This window comes from Brumimicrobium salinarum (assembly GCF_002844555.1).
Lineage (GTDB): Bacteria > Bacteroidota > Bacteroidia > Flavobacteriales_D > Crocinitomicaceae > Brumimicrobium > Brumimicrobium salinarum.
The window spans coordinates 553,278-565,860 of the sequence record NZ_PJNI01000001.1; the positions used below are offsets into that span (position 1 = coordinate 553,278).

Below are 12,583 nucleotides of genomic sequence, written 5' to 3' on the forward strand. Positions count from 1 at the left end.
GAACTATAAAAGTTCCCTTTTTTATGCATTAATTTATTGTAAATTCGCAGGCACATCTTCAAATTAGATAAAATGTTATATAAAGATAATGAGCTTAAAATCACCAATAGCTTAACAGGTAAAAAAGAGGTTTTTAAACCAATTTTAGATGGTTTTGTGGGTCTTTATGTTTGTGGGCCAACTGTTTATAGTCATGTGCATCTCGGAAATTGTAGAACATTTATCTCGTTTGATACCATTTACCGTTATCTGTTACACTTAGGATATAAAGTACGTTATGTTAGAAATATAACAGATGCAGGACATCTTGAAAATGATGCAGAAGAAGGTGAAGATAAGATTGCTAAAAAAGCGAGGCTGGAGCAATTAGAGCCTATGGAAATTGTTCAACGTTATACTTTAGATTTTCATAAAATATTGGGTCAATTCAATAATCTTCCGCCAAATATTGAACCCACAGCAACAGGACATATTATTGAGCAGATTGAAATGATTTTAGATATTATTGATAACGGTTTCGCTTATGAAGCGAATGGTTCTGTGTATTTTGATGTTGAGAAATATAACGAAAGCAACAACTATGGTGAGCTTTCAAAACGAAAAATAGAAGACCTCATTTCAGGAACGCGTTCTTTGGACGGACAAGAAGAAAAAAAATCTCCACTTGACTTTGCGCTTTGGAAAGATGCTAAACCAGAACACATCATGAAATGGCCATCTCCATGGGGTTTAGGTTTTCCTGGTTGGCATTTGGAATGTTCGGCAATGAGTACAAAATATTTAGGTGAAAAATTTGATATTCATGGTGGTGGTATGGATTTAAAATTTCCTCACCACGAATGCGAAATTGCACAAGGAACCGCAGCAACGGGTGAAAAGCCTGTTAATTATTGGATGCATGCTAATATGCTGACGTTGAATGGTAAAAAAATGAGTAAATCGACAGGAAACACCCTGCTTCCTGAAGAGTTATTTTCAGGAAACAATGAAGCCTTAGGTCGCGCGTATCATCCTATTGTTGTACGTTTCTTCATGATGCAAGCCCATTATGCAAGTGTTTTAGATTTTAGTGCTGAAGCATTAAATGCAGCTGAAAAAGGGTTCAACAGATTAATGGAAGCCAGCAAACTATTGAAAGACCTACAAACAAGTGAAAGCTCTTCAATAGACATTAACGGATTAATTGCCAAATTTTACACGGCAATGAACGATGACTTCAACACTCCTGTTTTAGTATCTCACTTATTTGAAGCCGCAAAGTTTATTCAAGCCGTAAAAGCAGGTAAAGAAACCATTACCACAAATGATTTAGCAGTCCTTTCTAAAGAAATGAATGCTTTTATCTTCGATGTGATGGGATTAACAGAACTTTCAGAAGAAAAGGAGGAAAGCGACAGTTTGGACATTGTTATGGATTTGGTATTACAAATGCGTCAACAAGCTAGAGAAAACAAGGACTGGACCACAGCAGATGCCATTCGTGACAAATTAAATGAGGCGAAAATTACCGTGAAAGACGATAAAGACGGTGTAACATGGAAAGCAAAGTAGGATTTTATTGTTGTAGTGATTTGATTGTCTTTAAGTTAGTTGTTTTTTTAAATTAATTACTTTTAAAAGTTTTGAAATCCATAAAATGTCTGTATATTTGCAATCCGCTTGAGGCGGAAATGCGTAACGCAAACGTATCAATTTAGATAAAATTACATAAAGATATATTGCGGGGTGGAGCAGTTGGTAGCTCGTCGGGCTCATAACCCGAAGGTCATAGGTTCGAGTCCTGTCCCCGCTACCATTAAAGTGGCAATTGATTTATCAGTTGCCACTTTTTGATTTCATTCCAAGTGAAATATTTGTAGTGCCTAATAAATACTCCTCTTTTAAGAACTCTGTAATATCAGCTTCACCGTGAGTTTACAATGAGGTCTATTTTGCTTGATGTAAAGTAATGAATTGATGGATTTGTCTTTGGATGAACTTACCTTTTTCGTTTAATGCGACAGAATAACCTATTTAAAACTCTTAAGTATATCTAAGAAGGAGTAGACTTTTTCTATAAAATAATTGTCATTTAAATAATTAATCGTAATTTTACGATTGATATGAAGACAAAGTTAAAAACAACTCCAGAAAATAGATTTACCGAAGAGCAAAATCAGATTGCTTTGTTCGCAAAAGCGCTCGGACATCCGGCAAGAGTGAAAATATTACAGTATTTATTTGAAACAAAATCTTGTGTTTGTGGTGATATCGTAGATGAAATTGGATTGGCACAATCTACTATTTCTCAGCATTTAAAAGAATTAAAGAAAACTGGATTAATCCAAGGTACTGTGGAAGGAACTAGCGTTTGTTATTGTATTAATAACGAGAGCTGGACAAAAATGAAGGATTTGTTGGTGGAGTTTTTTGATCAGGACTTAATTAAAACAGATTGTTGTTAAAATTGAAAGGCATTTCGAGAGCGCAAGCTACCGCGAGCTTGTAGCTCGTGGTCTTGCTAAAAAACTAACGACATCCGGCAGCAGCATAGTAAACAAAACATTTAAAAAAATATAAAATATGAAATTATCAGAAGTTAAAACAGCGTTAACAAACTTGGAAACAATTGCGTTTCAATTGCCGAATGGAGAATTAGTTCCTAATCACTTTCACGTTACGGAAGTTGGGAAAATCACCAAGAATTTTATTGATTGTGGCGGCACAGTAAGAAACGAAGAGGTCATTAATTTCCAATTGTGGAACGCCAATGATTACGATCACAGATTGCACCCAGAGAAATTATTAAGCATTATCGAATTGTCAGAAAAGGTGTTGGAATTAAAGGACCAAGAAATCGAAGTGGAATACCAAGGTCAAACCATCGAGAAATTCGCATTAGAATTTGACGGAAAAAACTTCTTGTTAGTAACAAAACAGACAGATTGTTTAGCACTAGATAAATGTGGAATTCCAGAAGAGAAACCAAAGGTTAAAATGGCAGATTTAGGTGATGCCAATGGATGTACGCCAGGTGGAGGATGTTGTTAGTTAATTATGAATGATAAATGTTGAATTATGAATTTTAAAAGTCTTACATAAATCTACGAATTGAAATTTAAGACAGAGTTTTTAGGTGAGATCAATTGAAGATTCTTCTTTCTTCTCCGTGTAACTCTGTGAAAAGCCTCCGTGCATCTCCGTGTAATAAAAAAAGCACCACCGGTGCTAAACCAACTTTATAGCATAATCAATGAAACTATTTGATAAACTAGAACAATTCACAAGCCAAATCGATATTACAACTATCGATGAAAAACGAAAAAACACCCTTCAACCCTTAATTGAATTTATTCAGGAAAAAGTCGATAAAGAAGAAGCTGTAAAACTCAATTTTATCTGCACGCACAATTCCAGACGAAGTCATTTGGCTCAAATTTGGGCACAAACCATGGCGCATTATTATGGTGTTTCGAATATAAATTGTTTTTCGGGAGGAACAGAAGCAACAGCAATTTATCCAGCGGTGATTGAGACTTTGAAAAATACTGGATTTAACATTTGCACGATAACTTCCTCAGAAAACCCGAAATACTCCATAAAATTCACAGAGGAGGAAGCTTCAATTGTTGCCTTTTCAAAACGATGGAATGATTTATCAAATCCGAAAGATTCGTTTTGTGCGATCATGACCTGCTCCGAAGCTGATGGCGATTGTCCCGTAGTTTTAGGAGCAGAAAAACGTTTTCCTATACATTACAACGATCCAAAAGTATTTGATCATTCCCCAAGCAAAATGGAAGAATACAATAAGACAAGTATTCAAACCGCTACAGAAATGAGCTATGTTTTCTCTCAAATAAAAGTCAAGAATTAGTTATGAAAAATATGAGTTTTCTCAATAGAAATCTAACCCTTTGGATTTTTGTTGCCATGGCAATTGGTGTTGGAATTGGTTATTTCGTTCCAACTTTCCCTGATTTTGTAAATTCATTAAGCAGTGGTTCCACGAATATTCCTATCGCAATCGGATTAATTTTAATGATGTATCCTCCGCTTGCCAAAGTGAATTATAAACTCTTACCCAAAGTTTTTCGCAACACAAAAATTCTATCCATTTCCCTTTTGTTGAATTGGGTGATTGGCCCAATTTTAATGTTCACTTTGGCTATTATATTCTTACATGACCATCCAGAATACATGGCCGGAATAATTTTAATTGGATTAGCCCGATGCATTGCCATGGTGATGGTTTGGAATGATCTCGCCGAAGGAAGTAGCGAGTACGGCGCAGGACTAGTGGCGCTGAACAGCATCTTCCAAGTTTTCGCATATAGTTTTTATGCGTGGATCTTCATTACGGTTTTACCTCCTTATTTTGGATTCGAAGGGGTAATTATGGATGTTTCGATTGCTACAATTGCCGAAAGTGTGGCCATTTACTTAGGAATTCCATTTTTAATGGGACTTTTGAGTCGACAAATACTCATCAAACAAAAAGGCAAAAAGTGGTTCACAGAAAAGTTTATTCCTGCGATATCTCCACTCACATTGATTGCTTTATTGTTTACAATTGTCATTATGTTTTCACTTAAAGGTGAGTTAATCGTTGAAATCCCAATGGATGTTGTGATTATCGCCATTCCATTGATTCTTTACTTTACCTTAATGTTCTTCATTAGCTTTTTCTTTACCAAAGCCATGGGAACTTCCTACGACAAAACCGCTTCCGTTGCGTTTACTGCCGCAGGGAATAATTTCGAATTGGCCATCGCAGTTTCTATTGCTGTTTTCGGATTAAACTCTGGTCAAGCCTTCGCAGGAGTGATTGGTCCTTTGGTTGAAGTCCCAGTGCTGATTTTATTGGTGAACATATCCTTGTGGTTAAGCAAAAAATTTAAACCCATCAAAGGAATGTTGAAATGATTTTATATGCGTGTAGGATTATCTGTTTTGTCGAAGTTGTCGCTTTATCTTTTTTTGAATGTTTTATTTTGGAGTAAGAAATAAAACCACTTTATAAAAAAAAGAAAAATGGTTTTGTATTTTCTCACAGAATAAAAACAATCACAGCAAAAAAAGACCATATTGAATAACAATACAGTCTTCTAATTAATTTAATTAATCAATTATTTTTGAAGCTTTTTATTCTTCTTTTTCAAATCTTCAAGTTTCTTTTCGAGAGAAGTAATCACATCTTCAGCTTTATAACTCATGCTGGAAAGTGTCATTTCTAATTTCTTGTCAAAATCTTTCTTTTTCTCTTCAGCAGTCAGGGCAATATCCTCTCTTTTTTGATTCACCCAATCTTTTACATCGTTTGTGGTGCCAGCTGCTTTGTATCTTATTAGCTCTCTTGTTTTACTTCCTTTTCTTGGTGCATATAAAATCCCTAGTCCTGTTCCAATTGCTGCACCAATTAAAAAACTTTTTATATCACTTCCGTTTGCCATAATATTATCTTTTTAAAATTTATTTAATTACAAATTGTAGTGTTAAAATAAGGATTTTAAAGCGATTAGTACTAAGTAATTAAGTTAATAAGTGATAAAAAATACGTTGATTTTTGGTTTGAGCGTGAAATACGATTCTAAAAGAAGATCAATCTGCTTTTGATTATTAATACGGTTATCCTTTTATCAAGACCACGTTAAAAATTAAAATTAATCCTTAAACATTACTTTCCATCTCTATCAATGTAATTTCTGGTCGCATTCCAATTCTTGCAGGAAAACCTAACCAACCCAAACCTCTATTCACGTACAAGTATTGACCGTTTTCTTCATAAAGTCCCGCCCAATGCTTGAACTTGTACTTGATTGGGCTCCATTGCTTATTTTTGACGCTAATTCCGGCTTGCATTCCGTGGGTGTGACCTGCCAACATCAATGAAATATCGGTTTTTTCAATAACTTCTTCTGTCCAATGCATAGGATCGTGAGAAAGCAAAAGTTTAAACGGAATTTCGTTTACATTTTTAAGGGCTTTCTGTAAATCTCCGTATTGTTTAAACGGCGGTAAACCCCAGTTTTCCACTCCTACAATTACTATTTCAGCCTCATCTTTTCGAATAATTTCAGCTTCATTATTTAAAAGTTTAAAATCGATTTTCTTAAAGAAATGCTGAATCAACTCAAAGTTTTGGCGTTTTGCTTTGGGTGAAGTCCAGTTGCTGTAGTCGCCATAATCGTGGTTCCCTAAAATGGCATATTTTCCTTCTTTGGCTTTTAATTGCTTGAAAATTTTGTCCCAACCTTTGAGTTCGATTGCGTAATTATTCACTAAATCGCCAGTCATGAAGATGAAATCTGGCTCAAGCTTGTTGATGATCTCAATGGCGGGTTTTAGCTTTTTGTATTTGTAGTCAAAACTGCCCAAGTGTAAATCCGAAATTTGAACGACTTTCATGCCATCAAAGGCTTTGGGAAGTAAATCAAATTGGACTTTTTCGCGATAGACTTTAAAACGGTAAACAGATCTTACAATTCCATTTAAAATAACGAAGAAAGGCAGAAATCCAGATAGTAATCCTACAATTGAAATAATCAAAACGGATTGTGTTTCAGAAAACAAGAAATTCGTGAAATACAATATAGAAATGACAATTACGAAAATCAATTTAGGTGCAAAAGACAAAATTCCCAATCCGTAAAACCGAGAAATAATAGCTTGTCGTCTTTTGGGATGCACTCGGTCTAATCGAATTTTAAGTAAAAGAATAGCAGTAATTAATCCAACGGTAAAGAGCCAAAACAAAGCGTGTACGGTATAGCGAAACCAATCCGCAGCCACCAATTGCGTAATTGACTTCAACCAATAAAAAGCCAAGATGTCGATAATTAATATCGCCAAACACAAAAATATTATCTTAACTAAAGAAACTTTTTTCATTGTGTTATTCTTATTGACTTATACTAAAGTATTAAAACTGATTCTACCCGCAAATTCATCATTCATCGTTCAACATTCATCATTAAAAAACTCTGCTTCGCAATTTCAATCTCCTCATTCGTGGGAATCACCAAAGCTTTTACTTTAGCGTTTTCAGTGTTGATTTCACGCAATTCATCTACTCTCTTCGAATTGGCTTTTTTATCTAAATGAATTCCTAAATATTCCAGTTCTTCACAAACCAATTCTCTAATAATAACAGAGTTTTCTCCGATTCCAGCGGTAAATACAATGGCATCCAATCCATTCATTGCTGCGGTGTAAGATCCAATATATTTCTTAATGCGATACGCGTTCATTTTTAAAGCCAAAAGACAATCTGCATCGCCTTTTTCTGCTCTTTCACTAATTTCTCTTAAATCACTAAATCCAGTAAGACCCAACATCCCACTTTTCTTGGTTAAAAGCGTGTTGACCTCCTCTAGTTCATAGCCTAATTCATTTACCAAATGAAAAATAATGGTATGATCAATATCGCCACTTCTTGTTCCCATAATTAAACCATTCGCAGGACCAAATCCGAGGCTGTGATCAATACTAATTCCGTTTTGAATGGCGGTCATACTACATCCATTTCCCAAATGAATGGTGATGATTTTATCGGACTTTTCGCCCAAATATGCACGCGCTTTCTCGGAAACATATTTATGACTAATGCCATGAAAACCGTAGAGCTGAATTTCCTCTTTTTCGGTTAATTCTTTTGGAATAGCATACGTTTTGGCATGTTTTGGCACGGTTTGATGAAAAGCAGTATCAAAAACCGCAACTTGTTTAGCTTTAGGAATGAGTTTTTCAGCAACTAAAATTCCCTCCAAATTATTGGGATTATGTAAAGGCGCTAAAGCACAATACTTTTCAATTTCTTTTTTTACCTCATCGGTAAGTAAAACAGTATCTGAAAAAGAATTACCGCCATGCACCACACGATGTCCAACCGCTTCAATTTCATCCAAACTCTGAATTACTCCTTTCTGAGTATCCAAAAGTAAATCCATCATTTTTTGAAGGCCTTCATTATAACTTTCAATGGGTTCTGTCCGTTTTTCATCTGCCGAATTGGAATGGTAATTTATTATGGCGTCTTGTTCTCCGATGCGTTCCAAAAGTCCGTTGCAAAGTAGTTTTTCACTCGGCATTTCAATCAATTGAAACTTTATAGAGGAACTTCCTGAATTCAATACTAAAATCTTCATATTTCTCAATTAAATATCTTGTGCTTGGATCGCCGTAACAACTACCGTATTAAAAATGTCATCTACTGTACAGCCTCTACTTAAGTCGTTGACAGGCTTGTTCAGACCTTGAATAACCGGTCCAATTGCCAAGGCTTTTGTTTCTCTTTGAACTGCTTTGTAGGTGTTGTTTCCTGTGTTCAAATCTGGGAAAATAAACACATTGGCTTGACCCGCAACTTCAGATTCAGGGAGTTTCAATTTCCCTACAGTCATGTCTACAGCAGCATCGTACTGAATTGGACCTTCGACTTTTAAATCTGGGCGTTTACTTTTCACAATTTCCGTTGCTTTTCTCACTCTTTCCACGTCTTCTCCTACTCCAGATGAACCAGAGGAATAGGAAAGCATGGCAATTTTCGGATCGATATCAAATGCAACACTTGTTTCTGCTGAAGAAATTGCTATTTCGGCCAATTCTTCGGCATTTGGATTTGGATTAATCGCACAATCACCATAAACAGAAACGCGATCTTCTAAACACATAAAGAAAACCGAAGAAACGATAGACGCATCCGGTTTTGTTTTAATGAACTGCAACGCTGGTCGAATCGTGTGTTGCGTTGTATGAATTGCGCCTGAAACCATTCCATCAGCATCACCCATATAAACCATCATAGAACCGAAATAGGAAACATCACGCATTAAATCTTGCGCCATTACCTCATTCACATTTTTGTGTTTGCGTAACTCATATAGCTCTGAAGCATATTTTTCAAAATGTTTAGATTTTATAGGGTTAATTATTGAAATAGCCGCTAAATCAATATTTAAGTTTAGTGCAATTATCTTTTCTTTAATTTGTTCTTCATCACCCAATAAAGTAATTTTTGCTGCATCAACTTCCAGAATTTGTTTAGTTGCTTTTAAAATTCGTTCATCTATGCCTTCTGGTAAAACAATATGCTTCTTATTAAGTTTTGCCTTTTTGAGTAAGTTGAATTGAAACATACGTGGAGTAATTCCTTCTGTTTCGAAATTAATTAGTTTTTCAATGAGCTGATCTACATTTACATGTTTTGCAAAATCTTTAATGGAAGTCTCTATTTTCTGTGTATTTTCTGCATAAATCTGAGATTTTATATCTCCAATCGCGTTTACAACTGAAAAAGTTCCTCCATCTACAGCAATAATAGGAACAATATCTGATAGTCCTTCTAATAGTTTATTGATTGATTCTTCGGGTACTAATCCTCCAGTTAGAACAATTCCTGACAAGTTGGGATAGTTATCAGAAACACTTGCTTGTAACGCACCTAAAATCAAATCAGCCCGATCTCCAGGTGTAATAACTAAACTGTTGTTTTTATTTAAATGATTGAGGTAATTGGGTAATTGCATTGCGCCTACGCTAAAATAACCCGCTTGATTATTAATGTATTTTTCACCGAAAAGTACTTTAGCATTGAGCATTTTTACAATCTCTTTAATTGAAGGGTGCGCCAAAGTACTATTTAATGGAATTGCGTTAACACTCACATCAGAAGGGAAATGTTTTTTTAATTCATTCTCGACAAGTTCAATGTTTCTTGAATCAACCTTATTACCAATAACAGATAATACTTTTACACCTTTATCTGCAAATGAATCATAGGCCATGTGTAAGTTTCCAACAAGCTCATGTAATGTTTTATTTATACCGCTTTCTAATACAATTGCAGGAACTCCTAAATTTTTTGCAATTAGTACATTAATATCAAACTCACCAATAGAGCCTTCACCCGAAAAACTTGTTCCCTCCACCAAAACAAAGTCAAACTGTTCCTCAACAGCTTTAAATTTGTCTATAATATGACCAATGATTTCATCATCTTTATCTTGATTTTTCATTTTTACCACTTGACTTCTTGTAAACGCAAAGGCGTCTTCATAATCAATTTCAAGCTTAAAATGATTTAAAACTGTATTAATGTGGTTGTCAATTTTCCCATCTTTAGGGTTGTCAATTATTGGTCGGAAATAGCCAACTTTTGCCGCTTTACCGAGTAATGCATGCATCAACCCCAAAGAAACAATTGATTTTCCGCTATTGGGTTCAGTGGTGGCAATATATACTGCTTTATTGGTTGCTTTTTCTATCATAAATGTCGGTTCTTTATACAAATGCTTAAAGATAGGCATAAACCTAAAACTGGTGTTATGTTTTTGTTATTATCTAAACTTACATAATTATCTGAATTGTGCTGTGTTGAATTTGTTGAGTGAATGCAAATGCAAGGTTTGTGAACCATCAAATTTCAATTTTCGAAAGGTTTAAAAATTGTAGAAACAAGCTAAAATAGAGATGATAAAATCAATTGATCATCATACTCAGAAAGATACTACTTTATTTAAGGATGCGAGCAATGTGGATTACTATCGTATTTGGATGTTTTACATGTTTTTGAAACAGAAAACTTATAAAATTAGGATATATTTAACAAATTTTTATTAATTTCGATGTCAAACTTTATTACATCAGAAAACGAATGAAAAATCTAAATTTCTCTCTTTTGGCATTACTATTATCACTACTTATGTTAAGCTGTGGTGAAGAACAAGCAAAAACTAATGATGATTTAAAGGTTGAATACCCAGAAGAGCTAAATGAACTTGATAATTTTGAAGCACTTAGTTTAAAACCGTATAATATCAACGCGCTCATTTATGTTCCTGATGCTACTGCTAACATCGGTGCATCCACTGCTCCAGAAATAATTCATGAGCCAAATGATTATAAATGGGAAATTAAAGTAGGTCAGAATTTTCACATGACAATAGAGGATTGGGGAGATGAAAATGTATTGAAAGATCATTTGGATGAATTAGAAAACCAAAGTGTTTATGCTATCGAATTTTTGGAGAAAGAAGATGGTTTTGCATACTACAAAGCAAGTTTAAATGTTAAAGGACAAGAAGATAACAACAGTGTAGGTGTAGACCATGTAACCTATCATGTGGTTGCTCAACATAGTATCGAAGGGGTGAATTATTTATTTAAGACCAATAAGGATGGACATCAAAAACCAATAACTGATTTAATGGCAAAGTCTGTAAAAAGTGTTCAGCCTATTTCTGAACCTTCGTGATTATTTTTTAGGAATAAAAACATGTTTAACGTTTAAAATATGTTTTGAACAACATTGTTCTTATAGGTTATCTAAACATAACCTTTTGTAAATGTCAAAATATTGATTTACACCTTTTTCTAAGGAATACCATTTTTCCGCTCCACTTTTAATTTTCTTTTTATCATAATTGTTCGGTTCTAGTTCAAAGGAACGGTAGTTTTCCGCATCTAATGTTTCTAACACAATACCAGCGCCAGACTCTTTGATGATTAAGTCCGTATCACCAACTCCTGAATTGCAGATGATGGGAATACCGAGTGACATAAGCTCTCCTTGTTTTGTGGGAGATGAAGCTTTTTTTGAAAATGTAGGACGAATAAAAAATATAGAAAAATCGAAAAGAGAAATGTAAGTAGGAACTTTGTTGTGAGGTGCTCCGATTACAATAATTTCTTCTTCTGGAATGTTTTTTTTACGCGCGTGTTTAATGATGTTCTCCTTAGGTTCTTTAGAGATGAATAAAAATTTACTTTCTGTTTTTTGTGTACGTAAAACAGCATAGTAATCTAGCATCTCTGATAGCATATACCATGTTCCTATAGAACCAATATAACCAAGTACAAAATCTTTTTCGGAAATACCTAGCTCAATTCTTTTATCATTGACTATTTCAGTATTTATAGCATCAGATTGAAAACGATGGATATCAACACAACAAGGAATTACATCTATTTGAGGTTTATTGGGAAGATTATCCCAAGATTCTATTTCTTTTTTTCCATTCTCTGTTAGTGACACTATAGCATCTGCCGAGTTGAAAAATGTTATTTCTTTTTGTTTGAAAAACGCATAAGCACGCTGAAAAATAGGATTATTTTTGTTCCAAATACCACCTTCAATTCTTTCGTCTGGCCAAAAGCCTCGCATATCAAAAACAAATTTTAAATTGTATTTTTGCTGTAATGCGCGGCCTGCGATTGCTGGAATATAACTTCTACAATGTACAAGATCAAAATGAACTGCTTTGTGTAATTCATGGGCAACTTTTTTCATCCGCCGAATGTCAAATAGTGTTGAGATTAAAGGTGGGTTTTTAGTATAGGGTTGTGGGTGCCATACAACTCCATTTTCTTGACATGCTTCTTTTATATTTTCTATATTAACTGCCCGTTCTTTTTTTTCAAAACTAATCAAATGAATACAGACACTTTTTGCGGCTAACCCAAACAAATAGGGTAGTACTTGCGATTGACCAAGTGGATCTGTCATCCCATCATAAGACAGGTATAATACATTGATTTTAATCTTTTCCATGCTGTGTAAAGATAATATCTATTCTCTAAATCAGTACTAAAAGATTGTTTTCTC

General features: G+C 34.5%; 11 protein-coding genes and 1 tRNA gene. 7 read left to right on the plus strand and 5 right to left on the minus strand.

Features of this window, described 5'->3' with window-relative positions:
• The first annotated feature begins 72 nt into the window (after window positions 1-72).
• The 6 genes from cysS (at window position 73) to arsB (ending at window position 4,905) form a co-directional block, all read left to right on the plus strand.
• A complete protein-coding gene (gene cysS, locus CW751_RS02415) occupies window positions 73-1,551 on the plus strand; it encodes a cysteine--tRNA ligase (protein ID WP_101333351.1) in 1,479 nt (492 codons plus the stop codon).
• A 168-nt stretch (window positions 1,552-1,719) separates the two neighbouring features.
• Window positions 1,720-1,795, plus strand: a tRNA-Met gene (locus CW751_RS02420).
• 307 nt (window positions 1,796-2,102) lie between these two features.
• Entirely contained in the window at window positions 2,103-2,444 is a 342-nt protein-coding gene (locus CW751_RS02425; RefSeq protein WP_101333352.1) for an ArsR/SmtB family transcription factor, read from the plus strand.
• Window positions 2,445-2,562: 118 nt separating this feature from the next.
• A complete protein-coding gene (locus CW751_RS02430) occupies window positions 2,563-3,030 on the plus strand; it encodes a DUF6428 family protein (protein ID WP_101333353.1) in 468 nt (155 codons plus the stop codon).
• A 202-nt stretch (window positions 3,031-3,232) separates the two neighbouring features.
• Window positions 3,233-3,856, plus strand: coding sequence for a low molecular weight phosphatase family protein (locus CW751_RS02435; RefSeq protein WP_101333354.1), 624 nt, complete (start codon window positions 3,233-3,235; stop codon window positions 3,854-3,856).
• Window positions 3,857-3,858: 2 nt separating this feature from the next.
• Window positions 3,859-4,905: an ACR3 family arsenite efflux transporter gene (arsB, locus tag CW751_RS02440; protein ID WP_101333355.1), complete on the plus strand. Its 1,047-nt coding sequence runs from the start codon at window positions 3,859-3,861 to the stop codon at window positions 4,903-4,905.
• A 203-nt stretch (window positions 4,906-5,108) separates the two neighbouring features.
• Here the strand turns inward: arsB and CW751_RS02445 are convergent, their stop codons facing one another.
• The 4 genes from CW751_RS02445 to pta form a co-directional block, all read right to left on the minus strand.
• On the minus strand, window positions 5,109-5,432 hold the full coding sequence (locus CW751_RS02445; RefSeq protein WP_101333356.1) for a YtxH domain-containing protein: 324 nt from the start codon (window positions 5,430-5,432) through the stop codon (window positions 5,109-5,111).
• Window positions 5,433-5,649: 217 nt separating this feature from the next.
• Window positions 5,650-6,870: a metallophosphoesterase gene (locus tag CW751_RS02450; RefSeq protein ID WP_101333357.1), complete on the minus strand. Its 1,221-nt coding sequence runs from the start codon at window positions 6,868-6,870 to the stop codon at window positions 5,650-5,652.
• A gap of 62 nt (window positions 6,871-6,932) precedes the next feature.
• The gene (locus CW751_RS02455) at window positions 6,933-8,126 is read right to left on the minus strand and encodes an acetate/propionate family kinase (RefSeq protein WP_101333358.1); all 1,194 of its coding nucleotides are present in this window, start codon (window positions 8,124-8,126) and stop codon (window positions 6,933-6,935) included.
• 9 nt (window positions 8,127-8,135) lie between these two features.
• Window positions 8,136-10,247: a phosphate acetyltransferase gene (gene pta / locus CW751_RS02460; protein WP_101333359.1), complete on the minus strand. Its 2,112-nt coding sequence runs from the start codon at window positions 10,245-10,247 to the stop codon at window positions 8,136-8,138.
• Window positions 10,248-10,633: 386 nt separating this feature from the next.
• Here pta and CW751_RS02465 point away from each other — a divergent pair, with 386 nt between their 5' ends.
• Window positions 10,634-11,233 (plus strand): hypothetical protein, encoded by a 600-nt coding sequence (locus tag CW751_RS02465; RefSeq protein ID WP_133122103.1) that lies wholly within the window; start codon window positions 10,634-10,636, stop codon window positions 11,231-11,233.
• Window positions 11,234-11,293: 60 nt separating this feature from the next.
• Here the strand turns inward: CW751_RS02465 and CW751_RS02470 are convergent, their stop codons facing one another.
• Window positions 11,294-12,529, minus strand: a complete 1,236-nt coding sequence (locus CW751_RS02470) for a glycosyltransferase (RefSeq protein ID WP_101333361.1) — start codon at window positions 12,527-12,529, stop codon at window positions 11,294-11,296.
• Window positions 12,530-12,583: the final 54 nt, after the last annotated feature.

What these genes read in the sequence shown, in the direction of transcription:
- cysS (WP_101333351.1), top strand. Translation starts at nt 73, where the DNA reads ATGTTATATAAAGATAATGAGCTTAAAATCACCAATAGCTTAACAGGT.
- CW751_RS02425 (WP_101333352.1), top strand. Translation starts at nt 2,103, where the DNA reads ATGAAGACAAAGTTAAAAACAACTCCAGAAAATAGATTTACCGAAGAG.
- CW751_RS02430 (WP_101333353.1), top strand. Translation starts at nt 2,563, where the DNA reads ATGAAATTATCAGAAGTTAAAACAGCGTTAACAAACTTGGAAACAATT.
- CW751_RS02435 (WP_101333354.1), top strand. Translation starts at nt 3,233, where the DNA reads ATGAAACTATTTGATAAACTAGAACAATTCACAAGCCAAATCGATATT.
- arsB (WP_101333355.1), top strand. Translation starts at nt 3,859, where the DNA reads ATGAAAAATATGAGTTTTCTCAATAGAAATCTAACCCTTTGGATTTTT.
- CW751_RS02445 (WP_101333356.1), bottom strand. Translation starts at nt 5,432, where the DNA reads ATGGCAAACGGAAGTGATATAAAAAGTTTTTTAATTGGTGCAGCAATT.
- CW751_RS02450 (WP_101333357.1), bottom strand. Translation starts at nt 6,870, where the DNA reads ATGAAAAAAGTTTCTTTAGTTAAGATAATATTTTTGTGTTTGGCGATA.
- CW751_RS02455 (WP_101333358.1), bottom strand. Translation starts at nt 8,126, where the DNA reads ATGAAGATTTTAGTATTGAATTCAGGAAGTTCCTCTATAAAGTTTCAA.
- pta (WP_101333359.1), bottom strand. Translation starts at nt 10,247, where the DNA reads ATGATAGAAAAAGCAACCAATAAAGCAGTATATATTGCCACCACTGAA.
- CW751_RS02465 (WP_133122103.1), top strand. Translation starts at nt 10,634, where the DNA reads ATGAAAAATCTAAATTTCTCTCTTTTGGCATTACTATTATCACTACTT.
- CW751_RS02470 (WP_101333361.1), bottom strand. Translation starts at nt 12,529, where the DNA reads ATGGAAAAGATTAAAATCAATGTATTATACCTGTCTTATGATGGGATG.